Raw genomic sequence first — 24,226 nt, 5'->3', positions numbered from 1 at the left:
CAAGTATTAGCGTTTGATAATAGAGTCAGATAGGAGTAGGAAATTTGATTATAGCAATTGGAACGAAGAACCCAACCAAAATCAATGCAGTTACAAATGCATTTACCCAATATGTTAAAGGTGAGTTTATCTCTGTAAATGTTTCTTCTAACGTTTCTGATCAGCCTCTATCTGACGAAGAAACGATGTTAGGTGCAATTAATCGTGCTAGAAATGCACGTGAAGCAGAGAAAGCAAATATAGGTGTCGGCTTAGAAGGTGGTCTTGTGAAAACTGAAATTGGTTACTTTTTATGCAATTGGGGTGCACTTGTTGATGATAGCTTACAGCCTGTTGTTGCTGGTGGAGCAAGAATTATTATTCCAAATGAAATAGGAGATCAAGTTTTTGCTGGTCAAGAATTAGGTGATGTTATGGATAGCTATGTAAAGAAGCATAATGTTCGTCAAAATGAAGGAGCAATTGGTATTTTCACTAATGGTTTAGTTGATCGTACACAAATGTTTTCTGAGTTATCCACTTTATTAATTGGTCAATATTTATACAAAAATAGATAGTAGTAACACCCCCCTTTCTAAAGATAGTCAATGAGAAAGGGTTTTTTTTATTTTTTGGACGTAAGAAAGGGGATTCCGCATGCAAAAGAAAGATCATGGTCGACAATGATGTTAGAATGGTCGGCAAAGTGTAATGAATGGTTTGTTGTATATGTCAAGCTAACAATGTACAATTTTGATCGTTTGTGAATGTATAAGGATTGATCAATTTTTCTAAGTGATCTTTAATTCTGAAAGAAGGTCCAAAAATATTTACGGCTGTTGCGTGGTGTAGAACACAATCTAATATTGCATTTGCTAATTTAGTATCCTGGCAGATCGCATCCCATTCTTTAAAGCTAATATTTGTAGTTAAAATAGTACTTTTCTTTTCATATCTTAAATCAATTAGCTCAAAAAGTAGTTTGGTATCTTCATTGTCAATTGGAAGGTAACTAATTTCATATTTAATAATGTTATACATTCCATAGATAGTGCTTTAATCGAGATTCTAACCGGTTTTCTAGCTTTGCCTTTTTAAGTTCAAGATTAATAAAATAGAATAGGTACTTATGTTCTTCATCAGCTCTATGAAGAACTTTAACTCGGGCTTTCCTCTCGCTAATGTCTTTCATTCATTCATCAGCTCTATGACGACCATTTACTCAGGCATGTCCTCCACATCGACCCTATGACTGTAAGGGAAGAATGCAGCGTGAAAAGACTGAAGAAAGTTACACATGAAAGCTATGAATCAGGAACGTCAATAAGCCTGGCAATGTTAAGGTTTTAACAAAGCCAAGCCATTATATTTCCTTTAAGATGACACTTATAAAGGATCAGATCGTTGAGGTAGCCACTCGGATAAAAAAGAAGGTAATCCCTTATCGGTTGCGAGTGTAGTATGTCCTCCATTTACAAGAGAAAATGTTTTATCATTACTTGAAACAAAATCAATTACACGAATATTTTGCTCTTTTACGACAAGCTGATCTAAGTCTGTGGAGATAACAAGCAAATTTGCATGTATATTTTTTAGATCTGCTTTTTTATCATGAATATAAAGTTCACCATTTATTAACTTATTCTCTTTTCCTAATTCATTGATGAGTTCTTTCATAGCAGCTCCTGTAAAAGGAATATGTTCAGATGTCCACTTATTTAGACGTTTCCATTTGTCTACGTATTCGTCATCATATGCTTTATTTAGTAAGGAAAGGTATGGTGTGAAATAGATGGGACTTGTAACCATTCTCATTGCCCATTTGATCATTTTTGCTGGAATAATCCCAGTTGTTTCTAGCAAGTTAGTAAAATCTAAACGCCCCTCTTTAGTAGCTTGTGCCAGCTTATCAAAATAGGGAGCAGTTTCAAAATCAACTGGAGAGACAGATAAAATTAAGTTTTTAATAGGTTCCTCAGCAATGGCTGCATACATGGTAGCAAGTGTTCCACCAAGACAATAACCAATAATGGTTATTTCTTTTGCATCAGAGTGACGAAGTGCCCTTTTGACACCTTTTTGAATATAGTTAACAATATAGTCGCTTGCTGTTATATCCTGATCTTCATAGCCCGGTATACCAAAATCAAGTAAATACACATCAAAACCATTTTCAGTGAAACTTTCAATCATACTATTACCAGGAGCCATATCTAAAATATAGGGCTGATTTACTAACGAATAGACGAGAAATAATGGGATACTGTACTTTTTATTTGGTGAGGGATAATACCACAAAGTTGCTTTATTCTTTTTCCAAACAGCACTTCTGGGCGTCAAACCTACTTCAATTTCTGGGTTTACAATTGCTTTGAAAAATCCCTGCCATCTCTTCATTTCTTGATCCAGATTATATTGATGACCGAGGTCAGATTTACCCATTTTCACTTCCACTATTTCTTATTTTTTCTTGAAGAAGTTTAGTTAGTAGATTATTTACTTCTTTAAGGTCCACATTTGTTGTTGGTTGTAATAGTTGATCTAGTAGTTCTTGCTTTATATTCGCCATGTTAGAATTAGAATGGCTATCCTTAGTTTTTGAACAGATTGAGTGTTTTGACGTGATATCAATTACTGAATCTTTTATTTTATCAATTTTTTTACAAACCTGTTTATTTAGATATACCTGTTTATTTTTCCATTGCTTTTTACCTTTATGACAAGCTGGCTTTATATATTTGGTTGCATGGATTGCTTTTTTATCAATCTCCATTTTAAGTTCTCTAAGTAGATTTATCGCTTCTTTAATTTCATCCTCAATATCATCTAACTTATCTTCTGATTGGACAATTAACTTACCTAGTCTTCCGATATCTTTTTTCGTTGGAAGGTTAAGTTGTGAAGATACTTCTTCTACATATTCTTGAATCGCCTCACTAATTTGAGCAATCACTTTACCACCTGAATTCATTGCCATAGCAATCTCTTCATTATTAAGTTTATCTTTAATAGATGTGTTTAAAGTATGTTCGAGCTTAAATCCAATTTGCTTTAGTAATTTGAACACATCAGTTGTTTTTTTACTCATTAAATTTTTTCCTCCTTGATTGCTGTATTCAAATAAACATGCAAAACTGATAGGTTTATAAATACAAGCAACATTTTTCTATAGTATAAGAAGGTAGAATTGAATGAGTGCTTAAAATGATAGAAACACCCCTGCCTTTTTTTATATGGACAATGATATTCACTGAGTTTTGAAGATTGGAATGTAGTTTTTCTCTATTTAGTCAAAACACCAATCACATCCTATTAACAATGAATAAGATATATTTATTCGAATTTTTAGGAAAAGGGGTGGTTTTACACTGTGTATAAAAATCAAATAAAAGATATATTTCAGGAATATGGGAATGAAAGAGTTTTTGAAAAAGTAGAATACATGAAGATTGATTTAGAAAAAGTCGATGGATTAAATCAAGATAGCTTGGAGGCCTTTTTTTATTTATTTGAGGTTGATGAAAATATGACAGGTGAACAATTTGTATTTCTATTTTGTATGTTTTCAACGTTTTATGAGAAGGAAAAGTTTCCTATTATTTTTTAAGAGTTATCTTTAATCCTATCGATCAGCTTTATATGAATTTAAATTTCCACTTAGTTTTAGTACCTAGCACAAGGCGCCCTCGAGTTGGTAAGCGGCGCCTTGTGTTATTCTTATTCTACTAGATATGAAAGTACAGCAAGTGCTTGTTCTACATTTTCAACGGTTACATTAGCTTTGTTTGATAGTTCCTTTAATGGATGGTGGAGTTGTTCAGGTCGAATGATAATAAGTGGCTTATTTAAGGAGATTGCTGTGCTTGCATCCATTGCAGTATTCCACTGTTTATATTCTTTACCAAATAAAGCAATTACGATATCTGCTTTATTCATAAGGACACTTGTTCTGAAATTATTAATTCCTGAAGCCATATCATCCTTGATAATAGAGTTTGGCTGTTTGCCAAGTATATTTTCACCAATAGAGTCAGACAAATCGTGGTTTTCCATAGGTCCAACAAAATGAAATGGAAGTTGTTTGCTAGATACTTCTTGTTTTATTTGATCTCTCCAGTTTGAATGTATTTCTCCTGCTAAATAAACAATGAATTCCATAAAATCCCTCCTAGATCAATATTACTCAATATTAACATATTTTTCACTCATTATTGTGTTTTGTTCCTATACTTTCTCTTGTCACGTTTTTATGAAAAAGGTTATTATTAAATAGGTTCTTTTTTACGATAACTAAATTTTTCTGCTTTTTAATAAGTATTTCCTTGCATTTCTTTGTTATAAACAATATCTAATGTAAAATCTTTTTATAAAGCAAGCTATCTTTAGGCTATAAAGCAATGTAATAATCGCATACTTAGGTCAATGGCAGCTAAAAAACCTTTGAACCTATCCTTGCATTTATCAGTTTTCGAGGGGGATTGGTGTGAATAAATTAATTACCTTATGTTTTAGTTTTTTTATAATTCTCACTTTAACAAGCTGTAATATATCTGATGAAGATTTATCAAAAACAACAGTCAATCAGGCAAAAATTGCTTTTGAAGAAAAACCTAAGAAACCAAATAAAGAAACAAAACTTTTTTCATATTATGTTCCAGAGAAATTTGAAATAGAAGAAACTAATAAATATAATGTAATACTTGAAAAAGGGAAACAAAGCTATATTTTATTTGTGAATTTAAAGGAAAAATCGAATAGTCAAGTTTCTTATGAAGCTTTGTCAAAACAATATAAAAATCCTTTAATTTTAAAAACATTCGAAAACGAAGAAAAATTTGGTTATTTGTTTGTTGATAAGGTTGAGAAAAATCAGTATGAGATTACTGTAGGTATCGGTGGTACTAAGTTGACAACAGAAACAAATAAAAGTGACATTGAAGAAGATGCACAAAATATGATGGAAATTGTGAATTCAGTGAAAAAATAGGTTAAAGTGGATGACTCAAAAGGAGCTTACTTTTGCTTTTGTGTTATCCACTTTTATTTTATATTGAATATGTTAAGCTTACTATGATTTTAGATGCCTGTAACGGAAATCAACCAATAAGATTAAACAGAGCATTTATACTAATAACCTAAGCTCATTGATATATCTCAAGTTGGTTAACTGGAAACAGGATCGGCAATCATATACACTATAATGATAATAGCCTTAAACAATATAGATATAATGAACGAATAATTTATCCTTAATAATCAACCTAATGTGGAGGGAAATAATATGAAGAAATTACAATCTATTGAAGAATATAAGAATGTTATACAGGAGAAGAATACTATTTTAATGTTTTCAGCTGATTGGTGTCCTGATTGCCGAATCATAGAACCAATTTTACCAGAATTAGAACAGGAAAATACTGAATTTACATTCTACTATGTTGATCGTGATGAATATATTGAGCTTTGTCAAGAACTAGATGTTTATGGAATTCCTAGCTTCGTTGCATTTAATCAAGGAAAAGAAGCTGGTCGATTTGTTAATAAGGATAGAAAAAAAAAGAAACAAATTCAAGAATTTATTGATACGATTCATAATTAAATTTTTTTAAAAAACAACTAGTTTAAAAAAACAAATTATTCATACATGATATTGATAACTAGGTGCTAAGCACTTTGCTAGTAAGATCTAAAAGTATTAAATTTTGTATTAGTGTCTAGCTTCAGCAGCAATTGCCAATAAAACTCCAGATCATCTCCCTATGATAAGTTAACATCGTTCGCTTTGCTTACTGTGTTTCCTTTATCTTAGTCGATGCTCCTATAGTTTGTATGGCGATGAGCAAGACACTTTTGCTTTTCTAAAGAGGAGGAAAATGAAAATTGAAGATGACTTCTAGAAAGTTAGTTGAGATGCTTAAGGAGAAGCTAAATAAGTCCGAATGGCAATTCAATTATGATCGTGAAAAAGATACTTTAAGAGTTGAGGATTCTCAGTCAAATAAAGGTGTTACATTAACTTTACCAAGAATCATTGCAAAATGGGAAAACACAAAGGAACAAGCAATTGATGAGGTTGTGTATTATGTAAAAGAAGCACTTACTGTTATGAATGAGGAGCAGGAGATAACAGGAAAAGAAAGATCGATTTATCCTGTTATTCGTTCAACATCCTTTCCATCAGAAAGTAATGAAGGAATTAAATTGTTTTATAGTGAGCATACAGCGGAAACAAGAATTTATTATGCACTAGACCTTGGAAAAACGTATCGTTTAATCGATGAGAAAATGATGGAAAAAGAAGGTTGGACTAAAGAACAACTTAAAGAAATTGCCTTGTTTAATGTTAGATCATTAAAGACAAGTGTTAAAGAAGATGTTGTTGCAGGTAATGTTTTTTATTTCCTTAATGCAAATGATGGATATGATGCAAGTAGAATTTTAAATGAAAACCTTCTGCAGTCTTTTGAAGAGAAAATTGAAGGTCAAATGGCTGTAGCTGTACCACATCAAGATGTACTTCTTATTGTTGATATAAGAAATGACACTGGTTATGATATATTAGCTCAGTTAACTATGAGTTTCTTTGCAAGTGGGACAATTCCAATTACCGCTCTATCATTTTTATATGAAGAAAAGAAGCTTGAGCCTATCTTTATATTAGGTAAAAATAAACCACACACTAACTAATCTATCCTTTTACGACCTGAACCCCAACAAGAAAAGGATTAATAACGAATGGTATATTATAGCAAGAATTTTTCTGTTAGCTTTTTATTAATAAGTTTAGTGAAAATAAAAGAGGTAGCTCATGCATGTACATTGTGAGCTATCCTCTTTTTTCTATTTTACCGGTTGCTAGTGTCTCACAAGGATCTACTAGTTAGTTATGAACATTGACTAATAAAAAAATAACAGTAGATTTTTTTCTTATCTACAAAACATGACATTTATTGATACAATAGTAAGTAGGATTATATGTTCTATTAGGATATATAAATTGAAATTCGAAAGTAAAAATCGGTTCTACGAGAATGAATTCTAATTTATGAGAGTAATAAGTGAAGTTACAGAAACTTGTGGTATGTTTCTGGGCAAGTTACTTAACTTCAATAGGGTTTAACAAAATCGTAGTATATACAACGATTTTTAATTATGTGAAAGAGTGATTAAGATGAATTGGGTAAAAAAACTAGTAACCTTCTTTTTAGGTGATGATGAAAAAGAATTTAATAGAACAGTTGATGAATTAAAGAATGATGAGCAAATTAATGTGAAAAATGTTTTTAATGAACGAAATATGACTGCAGGACAATCAAATGATCATCAAAAAGCTGAAGCTAGAGTATCTTACCAATATCCAAAAGGTAATTTTAAATTTCCCGTTATTCCAGATGAAACATATACAAAAAAAGAGAGAGATGAAAGACCAAAGCGAACTGTTCGTAATCAGAGCCAGACTCAACAAACAGCCAAAAAGCAGCAAACTACACCAACCTTTGATTATTCTGAATCTTCATTTGAAGAAAAAAAACCTGTTGTTGAGAAAATGAAAAAACCTTTCCACCCGACGTCAACACCATCTCCGATATATGGATTTCAAACAGATCATATAAGGTATCCTAATTCTTCACGAATTGTAACGGAAAAAGCGAATGAGGAAAAAGTTCATTTATTCAGTAGACAACATGAAGAGGTTATGGAAGATAGTAATGAAGAAGCAGAGTTTGAAATCAGTTCTTCTTCAAAAAATAAAGAGATACAAGAAAGTTCATATCAAAGTGAAACGGAAATTGAGGAATCTGAATATGCTGAATCTAGTTTTAGAGATAACAACTACATTTTAGAAGAACGTAATATAGAGCTTTTCGACGATGAGGATAACGATACAATAATAAATAACGAAACAAATGGAGATGTGGAGGATGAGGTTCTTCAGCAACTTCTCAAATCTGAAGTTCAACCAATTGGTGATCAAAGTATAAAAGATAACTTATTATCTGAATCTAATTCACCTAGCCTTGATACTGAAGAAGATGTGGTTAAACATCAAGAAATTGAAAGTAGTCATACGAATTCAGTGTCGTTTAAGGAAGATAAATTAACTGATAATAATAAAGAAAAAGAAGCTAATGTCATTTTGGATCAACCAAATGAAGGTAAAGTTGAACACATCCAAGCTATTCCACAACAGAAGGAAAGTAGAAAAAGTTCACATCCTTTTAATGTAATGATGCTAGGAAGAGATAAACAGCGTATTCATGGTAAAGAAAAAAACGAAGACAGTTATCAATTTCCCTTACTTTCTTACTTAAATGTTCCGACACAAGAATTAACAGAAGATAATACATGGCTTGAATCACAAAAAGAATTACTAGATCTTACATTAACAAACTTTAATGTGCGTGCAAGTGTAGTAAATGTTACACAAGGTCCGGCAGTTACTCGCTTTGAAGTACATCCTGAGCCAGGAGTAAAAGTGAGTAAAGTAACCAATCTAAGTGATGACATTAAATTAAGCTTGTCTGCAAAAGATATAAGAATCGAAGCGCCCATACCAGGTAAAAATACGATAGGAATTGAAGTTCCAAATAAAGTAAGTAAGATGGTTTTTCTGCGTGAAATTTTAAGAAGTCAAGAATTTCGTAATAATCCTTCTCCGATGAATGCTGTCTTAGGTTTAGACATTTCTGGACAGCCGGCAGTTACTGATCTTAAGAAAATGCCACATGGATTAATTGCAGGTGCTACAGGCTCAGGTAAGAGTGTATGTATTAATACGATCTTAGTTAGCTTACTTTATAAAGCTGCACCACATGATGTTAAACTCATGTTAATTGATCCAAAAATGGTCGAATTGGCACCATATAATGACATACCACATTTAGTTAGTCCTGTTATAACAGATGTGAAAGCTGCAACAGCCGCATTGAAATGGGCGGTTGAAGAAATGGAAAGACGATATGAATTATTTGCTCATTCTGGAACAAGAGAAATTACGAGATATAACCAGCTTGTTAAAGAACATAAGCAAGGTGAACATCTTCCATACTTAGTTATTATTATCGATGAATTAGCGGATTTAATGATGGTTGCACCTAATGATGTAGAAGAATCAATTTGTCGTATTGCCCAAAAGGCTCGTGCATGTGGAATTCACTTAATTGTTGCAACACAGCGTCCATCTGTAGATGTTATCACTGGTTTAATTAAGGCAAATATCCCAACTAGAATAGCCTTTTCTGTTTCTTCACAGGTAGACTCAAGGACAATAATTGATGTTAGTGGAGCTGAAAAACTATTAGGAAAAGGAGATATGCTATTTTTAGAAAACGGGTCTTCTAAAGCTGTGAGACTTCAAGGGACCTTTGTTTCTGATGAAGAAATTGAAAGAGTTGTTAAACATGTTAAACTACAAGCAAAGCCAGACTATCTATTTCATCAAGATGAGTTAGTGAAAAAGGCAACAATTCAATCTGAAGAAGATGAGTTATTTGTTGAGGCGTGTGAGTTTGTCGTGAATCAAGGTGGAGCTTCGACATCAAGTCTTCAAAGACGCTTTCGAGTTGGTTATAATCGTGCAGCCAGGTTAATTGACATGATGGAAGAGCAAGGTATTGTATCTGAAAATCGTGGTAGTAAACCAAGAGATATTCTTATTTCCGAAGAAGATTTAGACGCGATACAGGAGAGCAGTACTTTTTAAATAGTACTACTTAAAAATACTATCAATAATTAAAAAACAATTTTTAAAAGCAAAAATTGTAAAGTAATTAACAGAGCTTTAAAGAAATGGTATGATACGAGAAAAAGTAGAGGTTAGTTTCATTGCATGGATAAAATAGTTGATTTAAAATTAATTCGTCAGGAAAAGGAAGATCGTTTGATCACTTTTGCAGCTCAGCATATTGGCGAACTGCATTATTTTGTTAATCGAAAAGTAAATATTCGCGAAAAAGTAAAGGCTAAGCATATTTTCCGAAATAAAAATAGTATTAAGACTATTGAATTTACGGATGATCAGGAATTGCTTTTTCGTGATTGGTTTACGTTTGATTATTTAACATTAAAAGGTTTAACAATTTATCAGTCTTATGTGAGTTCGCAAACTAGTAAGTTACATCCTTTACATTCGGTTATTCATGCCCTTTTTATGGCTTGTGTACTTGAACCATTTAGAGTAATAAAAGTAAATAATGATCATATACATGCAGAGAAATTACTTACAAAAGAAGTAGTTGAAATAAATATCAAATTACTAAATAAGAGTAGAGATATTAAAGAGAAAGAAAATATTTTTATTCGAACGATTCCGATCTATGACCAGCTATTATGTATTAGTGAGGTATATGTACAAAGAGATACAGAGGTTATTAACAGGCTTTTAAAGGATATTGAGAAATCTGAAGAAAACTGGCGTACATTTTTAAAGAAATATTCCATAAAATATACTTGGGTATAAGATTTCACCATGATAATTGAAGGATTTTCATGGTCTTTATGTAAAGCTGATGATATAATATATTTTCGTAAGCTGATTACATATGTATATATTCTGAAGCAATTAGCTAATTTTTGTGGATTGATATAGATGAGTTGCAAATCAAGATGAGCGTCATATACTGTCATCAGATAGACGTTTGTTGGAGGTTCTAATTATGACTGTTTATCATTTTGTTGGAATTAAGGGTACTGGTATGAGTGCCTTAGCACAAATTTTACACGATATGAATTATGAAGTTCAAGGATCAGATATAGAGAAACATGTATTTACAGAAAAAGCCCTTGAAGCACGTAACATTAAAATATTACCCTTTGCCAAAGAAAATATTAAAGAAGGCTTGACCATTATCGCAGGAAATGCCTATGCAGATACACATGAAGAGATTGTTGAAGCAGTTAATTTAGGGCTGCCTGTTATTCGCTATCACCGTTTTCTTGGCGACTTTATTCAAAGATATACGAGTGTGGCAATAACTGGTGTTCATGGGAAAACTTCTACAACAGGATTGCTATCACATGTTATAAAAGGTGCAGAGCCTAGTTCATTTTTAATTGGTGATGGAACAGGCAGTGGTGTACCTAATAGCAAATATTTTGTTTTTGAAGCTTGTGAATATCGCAGACATTTTCTTTCGTATAACCCGGATTACGCAATTATGACAAATATCGATTTTGATCATCCGGATTATTTTACAAACATAGAAGATGTTTTTAGTGCATTTCAAGAAATGGCACTTAAAGTAAAAAAAGGTATTATTGCTTGTGGAGATGACGAGCAACTTCAACAAATCCAAGCCAAGGTGCCAGTAGTATATTATGGTTTTGGTGATGAAAATGATTTTCAAGCTAGAAATGTTGTAAAGTCTACTGAAGGAACTTCCTTTGATGTTTTTGTTCGAAACACTTTTTATGCAAACTTTAAGATTACATCATATGGTGACCATAGTGTGTTAAACGCTTTATCTGTTATTGCATTATGTCATTATGAAGATATCGATGTAGAAATTATTCAGCAAAGATTGCAAACATTTGAAGGTGTTAAACGCCGTTTTAATGAGAAAAAAATCGGTGATCAAATTTTGATTGATGATTATGCACATCATCCGACTGAAATTAATGCAACAATAGATGCAGCAAGACAGAAATATCCAGATCGTGAAATTGTAGCTGTATTCCAGCCTCATACCTTTACGAGAACACAATCATTTTTAGGTGAATTCGCTGAAAGCTTACAAAGAGCCGATCATATTTATTTATGTGATATATTTGGTTCTGCAAGAGAAAATGTAGGGAAACTTTCAATTGATCATTTACTAAATAAAATTGATAATTCTCATTTAATTAATGAAGAAGATACTACTGTCCTTAAGGAGCATGATTCTGCAGTCTTAGTGTTCATGGGTGCAGGAGATATTCAAAAATATCAACAAGCATATGAAAAGGTTTTAGTATAACCTTATAATAAAAAAAGCTGACATCAGGAAGTGGATTGTTGTAATCCATCTTTAGATGTCAGCTTTTTAATTTTCACATAATTTCTTTCTTATTAATTGATTTACTAGTTATTTCAAGTTTTCTGGATTTAAATCATTAAGTTCATCAATGACAAAGCGACCATCTTTACGAATAAGCACGTCATCAAAATAGATTTCTCCTCCACCGTATTCAGGTCGTTGAATCATAACCATATCCCAGTGGATGTTTGATTTATTACCATTGTAAGCATCATCATAGGCTTGTCCAGGTGTAAAGTGGAAGCTACCATCGATTTTTTCGTCAAATAATATATCCTGCATTGGATGTAAAATATATGGATTAACACCTATCGCAAATTCCCCAATATATCTAGCACCTTCATCGGTATCAAAGATTTTATTAATACGATCTGTATCATTTGCTGCTGCATCAATAATTTTTCCATCTTTAAATGTTAATTGAACATTCTCGAATGTAAACCCGTTATAGGGTGATGGTGTATTATATGTAATTTTTCCATTAACAGAATCCCGAACAGGAGCTGTATACACTTCTCCATCGGGTATATTCATTTGACCAGAGCATTTTATTGAAGGTATATCTTTTATTGAGAAAGTAATGTCTGTATTGACACCAGTTAATCTAACTTTATCTGTTTTATTCATGAGTGTAACGAGTGCATCCATTGCTTTGTCCATTTTACTATAATCCAAATTACATACATTAAAATAGAAATCTTCAAATTGCTCGGTGCTCATTTTAGCTAACTGAGCCATTGATGATGTAGGATATCTTAATACTACCCATCGTGTGTTTGGAACCCTAATTTCTCGATGAACCTTTTGTCCAACTGTCTTACCTTGCAGTCTCATTTTTTCATCAGGCACATCAGCGAATTCATTGATATTATTACCAGCTCTTAACCCAATATAAGCGTCCATATTCTTCATAACCTCGGCCTCAAAATCAGCCATCATGTTATATTGCTCTTCTTGTCCACCCATTAGAAGTGCTCGATCAATTTGATGATCTTTTATAGAAACAAACGGGAAACCACCAGCTTTGTATGCTTCATTTACAAGAGCGGAAACTAATTCCTTTTGTAACCCAAAATTTTCAATAAGTACTTTCTCACCTTTTTGAAGTTGAATTGAGTAGTTAATTAGATTTTTAGCCAATTGTTCTATACGTTGGTCTTTCAAAATAAAACCTCCATTTATTTTCTTTTCTGTCATACCTATTGTACCCGATTTTAGCAGCTTTCCCTATATTTATACTGAAAGGCCAGGAAGGTATTATAAACGCTAATATCTCTTTTATAGTAATGATATAGTTCCATTGTCTTCAGACACAGAATTCAACTTTGACACACTAATTTTTTGTCTTTATAAATAGAAACAACAAAAGTAGGAATATTAAAGGGATTGTCTAAATAAGTGGAGAAATTAGATATTATGTAATATTTATGTTTATAATAAGTAATAACCGGGTATGGCAAATAGTAAATGTTATTGGAGGTGTGAGATATGATAATTATTTTATATTTGAGTGTTGCTTTAATTGCGATCGCTTTTACAATTTTAGTTGTATATGTGTCAAAAACCTTAAAAGCACTGCAGGGGACTTTAACAAATGTTGCAGGAACTTTATCAGGTCTTGAAAGACAGATGGAAGGTATAACAACAGAAACGACACAACTGTTACATAAAACAAATGCTTTAGCAGAAGATATACAACATAAGTCAGATAAACTTAATACGGTTGTTGAATCTGTTAAAGATGTTGGTGATACAATTCAGAAATTAAATCTAACTGTTAAGAAAATAACCACGACTGCATCAACAAGTATGGAGAATAATCAAGAAAAAGTTAATCAAGTTGTACAGTGGAGTAATGCAGCAATGGATATTTGGGGAAAATGGAAACAAAGAACTGAAAAAAGACAACAGGTTAATAATGATCACTTAATTTGAACTTGATTAAAATCAACTATCAGGAGGTATAAATAATGGCGAAGAAGAATAATAGCAAAGACTTTTTAGTGGGTTCAGTAATTGGGGGACTAATCGGTGCAGCAACAGCTTTATTTTTAGCTCCTAAAAGTGGTAAAGAAATGCGAGATAATCTTGGTGAACAAGCAAATGTCATGAAAGAACGAACAGGAAAGTTGACGAATAATGCACTTGAAAAGAGTTCAGATATAGCTGCTTTAGCTAAAGAAAAAACAGCTTCTTTATCTCAAGTTGTATCAGATCAATCTACACAAATTATGGATAAAGTAAGAGATATTACGAGTCAATCAAGTGCTAATTCAGAGGACCAAGCAGAATTAGCAGAGCAACAGGTTTCTAAAGCTCTTGAAGAACTGTCAGAGGGTACAGAAGATAAAGATAATACAGAAGAGCAACAAGATAAAACTATACTTTCTGCTGTAGAATCATCTAAGGATGAAGAGAAGTCTAATGCAAATGAAGAAGACAATGACATTACAGAAGATAATAAGAAATAAGTGAACTAGTGAAATCTTACTTTCTATATTGAAGGGTGAAAAATATGAGTACAAAAACGATTTCAACAGTAGAAGAATTTGAAGAGCTACTAACAGAGCATGATCAATTTTTATTTTTAAAGAATAGCTTAACATGTCCAATTAGTCAGGCTGCTTATGAAGAATATCAACAGTTTGCTAATAATCATGATGAGTTTCCTACATATCACCTTCATGTACAAGATTCTCGCCCACTTTCCAATCATATCGCAGAGAATTTTAATATTAAGCATGAATCACCACAAGCACTATTATTTAAAGACAAAACCGTTACATGGAATACATCACATTGGAAAATTACAAGTGATACCCTAAGCAAAGCAATCAGTGAATAATAAAAAAGTGTCTACCATATTGGATAGACACTTTTTTTGCTTCTTTTTATAGCCATTTAATTGAAAGGCTATCTCCTGGTAATAATGGCTCCTGAAAGCTTACTTCTTGCTCGTTTTTTAATAAGATAAATTTACTAGTACCTGAAGTGGGTACATCAATATCAATTGCAATGAATATATCTTGAAAAATAAATGGCTCAACAGCTTTTCTTTTTGTTGTTACTCTATCGCCATTAAGTAAAACATCTTTGTGTGATAACAGTTTTTCATTTCGGTAAAATTCAGTTATTGATTTTTCAAGTGTTATTGATTTTTCGTTAAATGTGATTGGTAAAGATTGAACAAGCATCATTTTTGTTTCTTTTACAAATTCCTCAACAGTTGGTAATTTAGTAGGCTTAATAACAAGGATATCACCATTCTCAAGATTGGAATTTCTAGTTGTTTGAAGCCCATTTTTATAGATTTTACCTGAAAATACATCTAAAGGTACTACTGCTTCATCTAATTGAATTGAAAAAGGTTTAAGCTCTGAAAGTTCGCTCTGTAAGTTTATTTTTTCCAGGAATTCCTCAATTGTTTTAGGTATAGAACATGAAATCTTATCACGATCAGATAAAATTACATCCTCATGTGTTTCTTGATTATTTAGAAGTATATTAGCTTGAACGGTATAGATTGTTCCATTGACTGAAACTGACTTTGATGGTATTTCATCTATTATTTGTGATATTGGGATTACTGGAGTTGATCCATTTTGCCCGTTTTCTACAATAATATTATCTCCATGCTTTATTTCATCATCAAGGAAACATATGCTATCATTTTTTCTAATCACAGGTGATGAGCCTTGATTACCTGGGATCGTAATTGTTTGTCCATTTACTTCAACCATTATGGCCATTCCGGGTTTTCCATAGAGCTTATTTAGTTGTATCCCTGAAGCTAAAAGGCTATCTGCAATTGTTAAAGTTTTCATATGAAAAAGTCTAACAGACCGATCATTTACTTTAACACTTATATATTGAATTGGATTTTGTTTGGATGAAACAGCAATCCCAATTGGTGTTACGAGCTCAGGGCCTTTTTGCACATGATCAGCAAGCTTTAACTGATTTATAGCATCAATCCCCCTTATAGCTACACGATTGGTAGGTAATTGAAGTAGTGCTGCTAATTTTTCTGGTAGCTTGGGTGTTAAACTTCCTCCACCGACAAGCATAATTGCTTTTGGTGCTATTCCATTGTTTAATAACAATAATTCATCTTTAATAGCAATAGCCAGTTTATCAATAGAAGGAGATATTTTTTCGATTACTTCTTCTCTCGGCATCTCAGTTTCAAAGCCCAATATATCTGTTACGATAATCTTTTCTTGAGAAGATAGCTGTCTTTTTGCTTCTTCTGCTTTGGGGAAATCTAATAGAAATTCATCTGAAACTGCTTCTGTGATCTCATCTCCTGCAATAGGCACCATCCCGTAAGAAATGATTGTACCAAAGTCTGTAATGGCAATATCAGAAGTTCCTGCACCAATATCAACAAGAGCGACGTTCAACCTTCTCATTGATGCAGGAATTAAAACGTTAATTGCAGCAATCGGTTCTAGAGTAAGTGCTTCCATTTCCAAGCCGGCACGGTTTAATGCGGCTAGTAAAGATTCAACAACAACTTTAGGAAGAAATGTCGCAATTATTTCTACGGACGCTTCCTCACCTTGTTGATCTATTAAACTACCGATTTCCTGATTATCTAAATGAAAATGAAGAACAGAGTATCCAACACAATCATAATGGTGAGCACGTTCACTATCATATTTTTCAGCTAATTGCTTTTGTGCAATTTGAACAGCCATTAATTCCAAATGTAGGATATCTTCTTTTTGGATCATTGGTTTACCTTTTATTTCTGTGGTGACTTTTGCTCTTTCAGTCCTTAATGCACGCCCTGCTGCTGCAACACATACTTTATTTAAGGATCCATGTGTTTGTTCAAGTTCATTCTTTATTGATAAAATAACGTTAGCCACAGCCAACACATCATGTATTTGCCCATCAAGCATTGCTCGTTTATCATGCTCTTTTATTACTGTATCTATAATGTAATAGAAGCCATCTTCTTCTTTAAGAATTAAACCCACAACAGATCTAGTTCCAATATCCAGAGCAAATGTTAGGTCTTTATTATCCATTTTTTACACCCTTCTTCGTTAGAAAACATGATTTGAGTCCTATTTTATATATTTTATGTCATTACGAGATAGTAAATTAAAATTTGATCGTATATGTGCTTGTAAAGGAAGTGAAGGTCCTTTATTTATAAAAGCAATTCTTTAGAAGACACGTTTGAGGAGTTCTTGCCAAATGTTCGCCAATTTAAATATATTTGAATCAGAAAATCTACAGGTGCTTGTCCTAGTAAAATAATGAAAAGCAACCTCGTTATATGTTACGATGCTGTTTGTATCTGTTAAAATTACTTAACTCAGACACTTTACTGCTTAAAAGCGTTTAAATGTTAAAGTTTTTGGTGACAATCTTAATTTTATCGTATATAATTACAACTAATTATAGAAAATGTACCATACTTTCAGTGAATGATAAAGAAAACATTGTATTTCTATAGTGTTATCCATCAAGATAGATTATGAATCTATAACTTCTACTTTATTCACAAGATTTGTGTGGTTGACAGATTTAATTTTTAATGCGAAAGGATGAGACAGATGAGTAATGCAGAATTAGAAGCATTAAGAGAAAGAGCAGATGAGATTAATTTACAGATTTTAAAGCTGATTAATGAACGAGGAAGTGTTGTTCAAGAAATTGGTAAAACAAAAGAGGCACAAGGTGTACATCGTTACGATCCTGTTCGCGAGCGTAAAATGCTTAATAGTATTAAAGAATTTAACGATGGTCCATTTGAAAACTCAACATTACAGCATATTTTCAAAGAAATATTTAAAGCTGGATTAGAACTACAAGAAGATGATCATAGTAAAGCATTATTAGTTTCACGTAAGAAAAAGCCTGAAGATACAATCGTTGAAGTAAACGGTGTTAGAATCGGCGATGGCAGTCAATCATTCATTGTTGGTCCTTGTGCAGTAGAAAGCTATGAGCAGGTTGCAGCAGTAGCAGAGCAAGCTAAGAAGCAAGGAATTAAAATACTTCGTGGTGGGGCTTATAAGCCGCGTACAAGTCCATATGATTTCCAAGGTCTTGGCCTTGAAGGTCTGAAAATTCTGAGAAGAGTTGGGGATGAGTATGGTTTAGCGATTATAAGCGAGATTGTCAATCCGGCTGATATTGAAAAAGCTCTTGATTACGTTGATATCATTCAAATTGGTGCAAGAAATATGCAAAACTTTGAATTATTAAAAGCAGCTGGTGCTGTACGTAAGCCAGTATTACTTAAACGTGGTTTAGCTGCAACAATTGATGAATTTATAAATGCTGCTGAGTACATTATTTCACAAGGGAATGATCAAATCATTCTTTGTGAACGTGGAATTCGTACGTATGAGCGTGCAACTCGAAATACATTAGATATTTCAGCAGTTCCTATTTTAAAGCAAGAAACTCATTTACCAGTTTTTGTTGATGTAACACATTCGACAGGTAGAAGGGATTTACTTATTCCAACAGCAAAAGCTGCACTTGCAATTGGTGCTGATGGCGTTATGGCTGAGGTACATCCAGATCCAGCTGTTGCGTTATCAGATTCAGCACAACAAATGGACTTTGATCAGTTTGATAACTTTATGACTGAATTAAAACATTTAGTTAAGGTGAATGCGTAATTATCAGGTAATTTTATATATAACACATCAAGAGGCTGACCTTTCGTTAGCCTCTTAATTTTATTTATGTATATAAATGTGGTACATTTAGGCAAAATGATTTTATAGATTGTTATTAATGAGGGAAAATCTAGGGGATTTATCATGAAATTGTGAATAAATAAACAAAATATGTTGCAACAACGTAAAAAACAGTTGAAATAGATTGCAGACGTTTTTAGAGTATCGTATGATTATTTACATAGAATGAGAAATAACTTTATTTTTAGACATAAGTCAACAAACTTTACATACGAAAATAGAGAGCGATTAACTAAACGTATTGAATGTAACAGAAGGAGTGTTTTAAATGTCAAGTGTAACTATATATGATGTTGCCCGTGAAGCTAATGTTTCTATGGCTACAGTTTCTCGTGTAGTTAATGGAAATCCAAATGTAAAACCAACAACTAGAAAAAAGGTACTAGATGCAATAGATCGATTGGGATATCGACCAAATGCAGTTGCGCGTGGATTAGCAAGTAAGAAAACAACGACTGTTGGTGTAATTATTCCTGATATATCAAGCATCTTTTATTCTGAGCTTGCTCGTGGAATTGAAGATATTGCAACAATGTATAAATATAATATTATTTTAAGTAATTCAGATTCCAATAAAGATAAAGAGCTACATCTCTTAAATACAATGCTAGGTAAGCAAGTAGATGGTATCGTATTCATGAGCGGTAATGTAACAGAGGAGCTTGTTGAACAATTTAAACGCTCTCCAGTGCCGATTGTCTTAGCTGCTTCTATTGATTTAACTGATACAACACCATCTGTTAATATCAATTATGAACAAGCTGCCTATGATGTCATTTCAATGCTTGTTGAAAAGGGACATAAACGGATTGCATATGTTGAAGGCCCGGCAGAAGAGCCTGTTAATCGTCTAAAGAAATCTGTTGGATATCGACGTGCTTTAGAAGATGCAAAAATTGCGTTTGATGAATCATTAATCATCGAGGGTGATTATACGTATGATTCTGGTATTGAAGCTTTTGAGAAGATTGATGAGCTTGCTGAAAAGCCTACAGCTATTTTCGTTGGAACAGATGAAATGGCATTAGGAGTAATTCATGCGGCACAAGATCGTAATTATTCAATTCCAGATGACTTTGAAGTTGTTGGGTTTGATAATACAAGACTAGCAACAATGGTCCGACCACAATTAACTACAGTTGTACAACCAACATATGATATTGGTGCCGTATCAATGAGATTGCTTACGAAGTTAATGAATAAAGAAGAAGTAGAAAATCAAAATGTAGAACTACCACATCGTATGGAATTCAGACAATCCACTAAACAATAAATTAATTAGTTAAATATTTATAATGAGGTGAGCGAACTTTAAGTTTTGCTCGCTTTTTTATGTTTATTATTATAACCTTTACAAAAGTACTCGTTTTTCAATTTTTTGTTGGTTGTTATAGTGGGGCGAAATGAAGTGAATTCATTACTACTCCTCTTAGAATATGTTTAAGCACAAGTGTCTAAACGCATCTTATGGATTATGTAATAGGAAGGAGTTTTTCTACATGCCTGATTGGTCATACCACACAATCTTTAAGCATATAGTAGCCAAACTGCCTGGGCATATTGGGAGAGAAGCTATTCATAGAGGAATGAATGGCATTGCCACGATTCCAGGGGGGAAGTATCTTATCCGTTTTTTAGGTCATATGGAGCCTTCGGTACATAATAAAGTAAGAGTTGATGAACTGACTTTTACATCTCCTATAGGACTTAGTGGTAAGGTAGATCCACAATTATCTGGAACGAAGGCATTTGAAAATTTAGGTTTTAGCTTTATAGAGATTGGTCCTGTTACAGATCAGTTACAAAAACCTGAGGTAAGACCTCACTATAGTAAGAAAGATCATTTGAAAATTGAATTTCCAGAACGTGAAGAATCCTTAGGATGTCAAAAAACAATTGAAAAATTAAGTCAGTATGATCATCTTTCAGTAAAGAAGTTAATTAGGATAAAAGGAAATCAAACAGAGCTTTTAAACATGACTAGTAAATTGAGTCCACATGGTGATGCATTTATTATCGAGTATACGACAAATCTAGATGAGCATTCTTTTTTACAATTAAAGAAAAATGTAGATTATTCACCTCTTTTCATTGCTGTTTCACCAAAACAGTTAAATAGTTTCACAGATCATATTTTTGGGCTTATTCAGGATGAGAATGTAACTGGTATCTTACTTGACTGTGATAGAGAAGAAGATAGCTATTCTATTAATCAATCATTACGTATGATTAAGTCATCCTTACCGAAAACTTTGCCTATTATTATTTCTGGAGGAATTAATGAACCTAAAGATGCAATAACCTATCTAAATGAAGGAGTAAGTCTGCTCATGTTATCAGGTGGTTATATTACATCAGGCCCAGGCTTGCCAAAGAGGATTAATGAATTAATAGATGATAAATTTGCTCAAACCTCAGATCGCTCCTATCCAGGATGGATTTGGTATTGGTTATTTGGGTTTTGTATTTTTATTGGTGGAATTTTAGCTTTACTTTTTAGTATGACAAAAGTGATTTTGCCGTATGATGAAGCTTTTCTAGGTATTTCAAGAAGTGAGATATTGGCTTTTAATGAGTTAATAGTCTTTTTTATGGCACATGATCGAATGACTTTAGCAGGCACTATGATATCCGGTGGCATTTTGTATATGCAGCTAGCTAGACATGGAGTACGAAATGGAATTCATTGGTGTAGAAAAACAATTAATATAGCTGGTGTAACTGGATTTTTAGGTATATTAATGTTTATAGGATATGGTTATTTCGATTGGTTACATGGTTTATTTTGGGTGATTTTATTACCACTATTTGTTATGGGATATAGGAAAACTAAGAATGTCACAAATAGCCCTAAGTCAAAAAATGAACGTAACCATCAAGCATGGAAAATTAGTTTATATGGACAACTGTCATTTATTATTTTAGGCTTCTCATTTACGTTAGGTGGTGTCATTATCTCGGTTATAGGAATGACAAATGTTTTTGTTAAAACAGATGTTGAATACTTATGTATGCCTCCTGAAGTAATTAATCAGTTTAATGAAACGTTAATTCCAGTGATTGCTCATGATCGGGCTGGATTTGGTAGTGCTCTTTTAAGTGTTGGGCTTATTGTACTTATGATCTCATTATGGGGATTTCATGAGGGAGACAGATGGGTATGGTGGAGTATGTTGATCGGAGGTCTTCCAGCATTTTTATCTGGCATCATTATTCATTATGTGATTGGGTATACCACCTTTATTCATTTATTGCCAGCATATATAGCGAGCGGTTTATATGTATTCGGACTTCTTTTCTCCTATTCTTTCTTAATGAAGACACATTCTGATAAATCTATAACTGCTATTAGAAATAGTAAGGTACTGGGAAATAATTAAAGAAATAGTCCATAAAGACGAATAAATCTAAACTATTCAATATGTAAAACTGTTTTCTATTAATCAGCTAAGCTGGAGAAACAAGTTTGCTCCATTCCACCAGTACTAAAAAAATAGTATGCAACGTCATAAAATATATTATAGACAGCAAAACCCGAACTTTTAGGCGAAAGAATAATGTAACGATCTCCTAATAATTCGGGTTTATCTTTAAGTTAAATAATAATGTCCCACTCTTAATGGAGTAAAAAATTAATCCTTTGATGGTCGAATGGAGTGTAGAGCTTTTTCTACTGTTAAAGCATTTTTTTCTTCAATTTCAGCTTTTCTAGGTATTGGTTTAACTATTTCTTTAGGATCCTGCCATTGTGTTGGGAGGGTTACTGGAGCTTGAGCTTGCCAATGCTTGATCCATTCTTCAGGGAGGGCTTGTGGTACTTGTATATTATTCATTTCAAGCCAAATTAGACTCCATGCTCTTGGTACAACACGCCATATATCATATCCACCCCCACCTACTGCAATCCATCGACCATTACAATACTTATGGGCTATTTCATGAGCGAGCTTAGGAATTTCATGATATATCCTCATAGTACTAGCTAAGTGTGTTAATGGATCGTAGAAATGGGCATCCGCTCCATTTTGTGTAAGGATAACATCTGGTTTAAAAAATGCTGCTACTTCTTCTAAAGAGGTTTTATAGGCATAAAGCCAAGATTCATCCTCTGTGAAAGCGTCTAAAGGTATGTTAAAGGAATATCCGTAGCCTTTGCCAGCACCTCGTTCTGTAATATTGCCTGTTCCAGGAAATAAATATCTTCCGGTTTCATGAATAGATAAAGTACAAACATTTGGGTCATCATAAAATGTCCACTGTACACCATCACCATGATGAGCATCTGTATCAATATATAGTACTCTTGCGTTGTATTTTTCTTGCATATAACGAATCGCTACAGAGCTATCATTATATATACAAAAACCTGAAGCTTTTCCTCGGAAACCATGATGAAGCCCACCACCAAAGTTAGCAGCATGTGTAACTTTACCTTCCATTACAAGATCAACTGCTGTTAAAGTACCACCAACTAAAAGTGAACTAGCTTCATGCATATTCTTGAAAATTGGCGTATCTTCAGTGCCAATCCCATAATTCATACCTTCTTCACTGGTTAATTTCCCATGTCCAGCTAACTCCACAGCTTTTATATACTTTCTATCATGAACAAGTGCTAATTCGTCAACTGTAGCCATTCTAGGAGGTGCTATATCGTTATCAGTAATAGCATTTATTTTCCTTAATAAATCATAAGTAAGCTCAACACGCAGCTGATTAAATGGATGATCATTATTAAATTTATATGTCTGAAAGAGAGGTGAATAAATAAATGCAGTATCTTTATTAATCATTCTAAGCTCTCCGGAAAATTAGGCCATAAAATTTCATATCCTTCACCCTTTAAATCATTAATTATCATCGTGACGTTTATCGTTTGGACTCTAAAAACAAGTATTTTAAAGTTTGGATCAGCATCAGGGTAAACTAAAACACTTGAGATATTAACATTTCTATGACGAAAAATAGATGAGACCTCTGCGAGCATGCCTGCTTTATTAGGAACCTTTATTTCAATATGTGATGCTGGTTGATCTCCACCAGTCAGTTTTACAAAAGTATGCAGCAAATCTGTTTCTGTGAGCATTCCAACTAGCTTGTCATTTTGTAATATTGGTAAACAACCAATTTTATGCTCCATTAAAACAGCTGCAACTTCTTCAACAAAATCTAGAGGATGACCTGTTACAACATTTTTTGTCATGACGGTATTTATAGGTTTATTTAAAAAGTCTTCTTTTAATTCAAGCTGAAAAATAGATGGGCTTGCATCTTTTACATCTCGTTCTGTAATAATGCCGACTAACTTAGCAGTATCGGATAATATTGGGATGTGACGTATTTTATTTACTTTCATTGTATTTAGTGCTAATTGGATTGTATCGTTTGAGTTTAAGGCTACCACGTTTTGCTTCATTATTTGCTTAACGATCATCATGTTGCCTCCTTACGAAATGAAAGAAATTACCTATAAAAGATTACATTCCCTTTGAAGGGATTTTGTTT

The 24,226-nt window shown here is 32.9% G+C and carries 21 protein-coding genes and 1 pseudogene; 14 read left to right on the top strand and 8 right to left on the bottom strand.

Annotated elements, in window-relative coordinates:
* The first annotated feature begins 44 nt into the window (after positions 1 to 44).
* Positions 45 to 557 (top strand): DUF84 family protein, encoded by a 513-nt coding sequence (locus FS935_RS14490; protein WP_146949355.1) that lies wholly within the window; start codon positions 45 to 47, stop codon positions 555 to 557.
* A gap of 154 nt (positions 558 to 711) precedes the next feature.
* Here FS935_RS14490 and FS935_RS14485 read toward each other — a convergent pair.
* The 3 genes and pseudogenes from FS935_RS14485 to FS935_RS14475 form a co-directional block, all read right to left on the bottom strand.
* Positions 712 to 1,078: pseudogene (locus FS935_RS14485) on the bottom strand (ATP-binding protein); the annotation flags it as partial.
* A gap of 287 nt (positions 1,079 to 1,365) precedes the next feature.
* Entirely contained in the window at positions 1,366 to 2,421 is a 1,056-nt protein-coding gene (locus FS935_RS14480; protein ID WP_240050916.1) for an alpha/beta fold hydrolase, read from the bottom strand.
* Positions 2,414 to 3,067, bottom strand: coding sequence for a hypothetical protein (locus tag FS935_RS14475; RefSeq protein ID WP_146949354.1), 654 nt, complete (start codon positions 3,065 to 3,067; stop codon positions 2,414 to 2,416). Before FS935_RS14475 ends, FS935_RS14480 begins: the two co-directional genes overlap by 8 nt.
* 282 nt (positions 3,068 to 3,349) lie before the next feature.
* Here FS935_RS14475 and FS935_RS14470 point away from each other — a divergent pair, with 282 nt between their 5' ends.
* Positions 3,350 to 3,586 carry a hypothetical protein gene (locus FS935_RS14470; protein WP_146949353.1) on the top strand — a complete coding sequence of 79 codons (237 nt, stop codon included), beginning with the start codon at positions 3,350 to 3,352 and terminating at the stop codon, positions 3,584 to 3,586.
* Between the two features lie 110 nt (positions 3,587 to 3,696).
* Here the strand turns inward: FS935_RS14470 and FS935_RS14465 are convergent, their stop codons facing one another.
* Positions 3,697 to 4,137 (bottom strand): YtoQ family protein, encoded by a 441-nt coding sequence (locus FS935_RS14465; protein ID WP_146949352.1) that lies wholly within the window; start codon positions 4,135 to 4,137, stop codon positions 3,697 to 3,699.
* 325 nt (positions 4,138 to 4,462) lie between these two features.
* Between FS935_RS14465 and FS935_RS14460 the strand changes: the two genes are divergently transcribed.
* From FS935_RS14460 to murC, 6 genes are all read left to right on the top strand, one after another.
* A complete protein-coding gene (locus FS935_RS14460; RefSeq protein ID WP_146949351.1) occupies positions 4,463 to 4,966 on the top strand; it encodes a hypothetical protein in 504 nt (167 codons plus the stop codon).
* A 294-nt stretch (positions 4,967 to 5,260) separates the two neighbouring features.
* A complete protein-coding gene (locus tag FS935_RS14455; protein WP_146949350.1) occupies positions 5,261 to 5,578 on the top strand; it encodes a thioredoxin family protein in 318 nt (105 codons plus the stop codon).
* A gap of 281 nt (positions 5,579 to 5,859) precedes the next feature.
* Complete coding sequence (locus tag FS935_RS14450; RefSeq protein WP_240050915.1) at positions 5,860 to 6,666, top strand: DUF1444 domain-containing protein; 807 nt, start codon at positions 5,860 to 5,862, stop codon at positions 6,664 to 6,666.
* 484 nt (positions 6,667 to 7,150) lie between these two features.
* Positions 7,151 to 9,682 (top strand): DNA translocase FtsK, encoded by a 2,532-nt coding sequence (locus tag FS935_RS14445; protein ID WP_146949349.1) that lies wholly within the window; start codon positions 7,151 to 7,153, stop codon positions 9,680 to 9,682.
* Positions 9,683 to 9,808: 126 nt separating this feature from the next.
* A complete protein-coding gene (locus FS935_RS14440; protein ID WP_146949348.1) occupies positions 9,809 to 10,438 on the top strand; it encodes a hypothetical protein in 630 nt (209 codons plus the stop codon).
* Between the two features lie 196 nt (positions 10,439 to 10,634).
* A complete protein-coding gene (gene murC / locus FS935_RS14435) occupies positions 10,635 to 11,933 on the top strand; it encodes a UDP-N-acetylmuramate--L-alanine ligase (protein ID WP_146949347.1) in 1,299 nt (432 codons plus the stop codon).
* A gap of 108 nt (positions 11,934 to 12,041) precedes the next feature.
* Here the strand turns inward: murC and FS935_RS14430 are convergent, their stop codons facing one another.
* Complete coding sequence (locus tag FS935_RS14430; RefSeq protein ID WP_146949346.1) at positions 12,042 to 13,157, bottom strand: aminopeptidase; 1,116 nt, start codon at positions 13,155 to 13,157, stop codon at positions 12,042 to 12,044.
* Positions 13,158 to 13,481: 324 nt separating this feature from the next.
* Between FS935_RS14430 and FS935_RS14425 the strand changes: the two genes are divergently transcribed.
* The 3 genes from FS935_RS14425 to ytxJ are packed head-to-tail and all read left to right on the top strand — an operon-like array spanning position 13,482 to position 14,838.
* Positions 13,482 to 13,928, top strand: coding sequence for a DUF948 domain-containing protein (locus FS935_RS14425; protein ID WP_146949345.1), 447 nt, complete (start codon positions 13,482 to 13,484; stop codon positions 13,926 to 13,928).
* Between the two features lie 35 nt (positions 13,929 to 13,963).
* Positions 13,964 to 14,464, top strand: a complete 501-nt coding sequence (locus FS935_RS14420) for a YtxH domain-containing protein (protein ID WP_146949344.1) — start codon at positions 13,964 to 13,966, stop codon at positions 14,462 to 14,464.
* 44 nt (positions 14,465 to 14,508) lie between these two features.
* Positions 14,509 to 14,838 carry a bacillithiol system redox-active protein YtxJ gene (gene ytxJ, locus FS935_RS14415; RefSeq protein ID WP_146949343.1) on the top strand — a complete coding sequence of 110 codons (330 nt, stop codon included), beginning with the start codon at positions 14,509 to 14,511 and terminating at the stop codon, positions 14,836 to 14,838.
* Positions 14,839 to 14,884: 46 nt separating this feature from the next.
* Here the strand turns inward: ytxJ and FS935_RS14410 are convergent, their stop codons facing one another.
* Positions 14,885 to 17,029 (bottom strand): cell division protein FtsA, encoded by a 2,145-nt coding sequence (locus tag FS935_RS14410; protein ID WP_146949342.1) that lies wholly within the window; start codon positions 17,027 to 17,029, stop codon positions 14,885 to 14,887.
* A gap of 534 nt (positions 17,030 to 17,563) precedes the next feature.
* Here FS935_RS14410 and FS935_RS14405 point away from each other — a divergent pair.
* From FS935_RS14405 to FS935_RS14395, 3 genes are all read left to right on the top strand, one after another.
* The gene (locus FS935_RS14405; protein ID WP_146949341.1) at positions 17,564 to 18,640 is read left to right on the top strand and encodes a bifunctional 3-deoxy-7-phosphoheptulonate synthase/chorismate mutase; all 1,077 of its coding nucleotides are present in this window, start codon (positions 17,564 to 17,566) and stop codon (positions 18,638 to 18,640) included.
* Between the two features lie 349 nt (positions 18,641 to 18,989).
* Complete coding sequence (gene ccpA, locus FS935_RS14400) at positions 18,990 to 19,994, top strand: catabolite control protein A (protein WP_146949340.1); 1,005 nt, start codon at positions 18,990 to 18,992, stop codon at positions 19,992 to 19,994.
* A gap of 226 nt (positions 19,995 to 20,220) precedes the next feature.
* A complete protein-coding gene (locus tag FS935_RS14395; protein WP_146949339.1) occupies positions 20,221 to 22,101 on the top strand; it encodes a dihydroorotate dehydrogenase in 1,881 nt (626 codons plus the stop codon).
* Between the two features lie 252 nt (positions 22,102 to 22,353).
* On the opposite strand, the gene FS935_RS14390 is transcribed toward FS935_RS14395, so the two are convergent.
* Positions 22,354 to 23,514 (bottom strand): acetoin utilization protein AcuC, encoded by a 1,161-nt coding sequence (locus FS935_RS14390; protein WP_193559365.1) that lies wholly within the window; start codon positions 23,512 to 23,514, stop codon positions 22,354 to 22,356.
* On the bottom strand, positions 23,511 to 24,155 hold the full coding sequence (locus FS935_RS14385; RefSeq protein ID WP_146949338.1) for an acetoin utilization AcuB family protein: 645 nt from the start codon (positions 24,153 to 24,155) through the stop codon (positions 23,511 to 23,513). The genes FS935_RS14390 and FS935_RS14385 overlap by 4 nt, the downstream gene beginning before the upstream one ends.
* Positions 24,156 to 24,226: the final 71 nt, after the last annotated feature.

It is taken from the genome of Metabacillus litoralis (assembly GCF_007994985.1).
GTDB lineage: Bacteria > Bacillota > Bacilli > Bacillales > Bacillaceae > Metabacillus > Metabacillus litoralis.
Note: the sequence above shows the minus strand (reverse complement) of the source record. Positions and strands in the feature narration are given on the sequence as shown.

What these genes read in the sequence shown, in the direction of transcription:
- FS935_RS14480 (WP_240050916.1), bottom strand. Translation starts at nt 2,421, where the DNA reads ATGGGTAAATCTGACCTCGGTCATCAATATAATCTGGATCAAGAAATG.
- FS935_RS14475 (WP_146949354.1), bottom strand. Translation starts at nt 3,067, where the DNA reads ATGAGTAAAAAAACAACTGATGTGTTCAAATTACTAAAGCAAATTGGA.
- FS935_RS14465 (WP_146949352.1), bottom strand. Translation starts at nt 4,137, where the DNA reads ATGGAATTCATTGTTTATTTAGCAGGAGAAATACATTCAAACTGGAGA.
- FS935_RS14455 (WP_146949350.1), top strand. Translation starts at nt 5,261, where the DNA reads ATGAAGAAATTACAATCTATTGAAGAATATAAGAATGTTATACAGGAG.
- FS935_RS14445 (WP_146949349.1), top strand. Translation starts at nt 7,151, where the DNA reads ATGAATTGGGTAAAAAAACTAGTAACCTTCTTTTTAGGTGATGATGAA.
- FS935_RS14440 (WP_146949348.1), top strand. Translation starts at nt 9,809, where the DNA reads ATGGATAAAATAGTTGATTTAAAATTAATTCGTCAGGAAAAGGAAGAT.
- murC (WP_146949347.1), top strand. Translation starts at nt 10,635, where the DNA reads ATGACTGTTTATCATTTTGTTGGAATTAAGGGTACTGGTATGAGTGCC.
- FS935_RS14425 (WP_146949345.1), top strand. Translation starts at nt 13,482, where the DNA reads ATGATAATTATTTTATATTTGAGTGTTGCTTTAATTGCGATCGCTTTT.
- FS935_RS14420 (WP_146949344.1), top strand. Translation starts at nt 13,964, where the DNA reads ATGGCGAAGAAGAATAATAGCAAAGACTTTTTAGTGGGTTCAGTAATT.
- ytxJ (WP_146949343.1), top strand. Translation starts at nt 14,509, where the DNA reads ATGAGTACAAAAACGATTTCAACAGTAGAAGAATTTGAAGAGCTACTA.
- FS935_RS14410 (WP_146949342.1), bottom strand. Translation starts at nt 17,029, where the DNA reads ATGGATAATAAAGACCTAACATTTGCTCTGGATATTGGAACTAGATCT.
- FS935_RS14405 (WP_146949341.1), top strand. Translation starts at nt 17,564, where the DNA reads ATGAGTAATGCAGAATTAGAAGCATTAAGAGAAAGAGCAGATGAGATT.
- ccpA (WP_146949340.1), top strand. Translation starts at nt 18,990, where the DNA reads ATGTCAAGTGTAACTATATATGATGTTGCCCGTGAAGCTAATGTTTCT.
- FS935_RS14395 (WP_146949339.1), top strand. Translation starts at nt 20,221, where the DNA reads ATGCCTGATTGGTCATACCACACAATCTTTAAGCATATAGTAGCCAAA.
- FS935_RS14390 (WP_193559365.1), bottom strand. Translation starts at nt 23,514, where the DNA reads ATGATTAATAAAGATACTGCATTTATTTATTCACCTCTCTTTCAGACA.
- FS935_RS14385 (WP_146949338.1), bottom strand. Translation starts at nt 24,155, where the DNA reads ATGATCGTTAAGCAAATAATGAAGCAAAACGTGGTAGCCTTAAACTCA.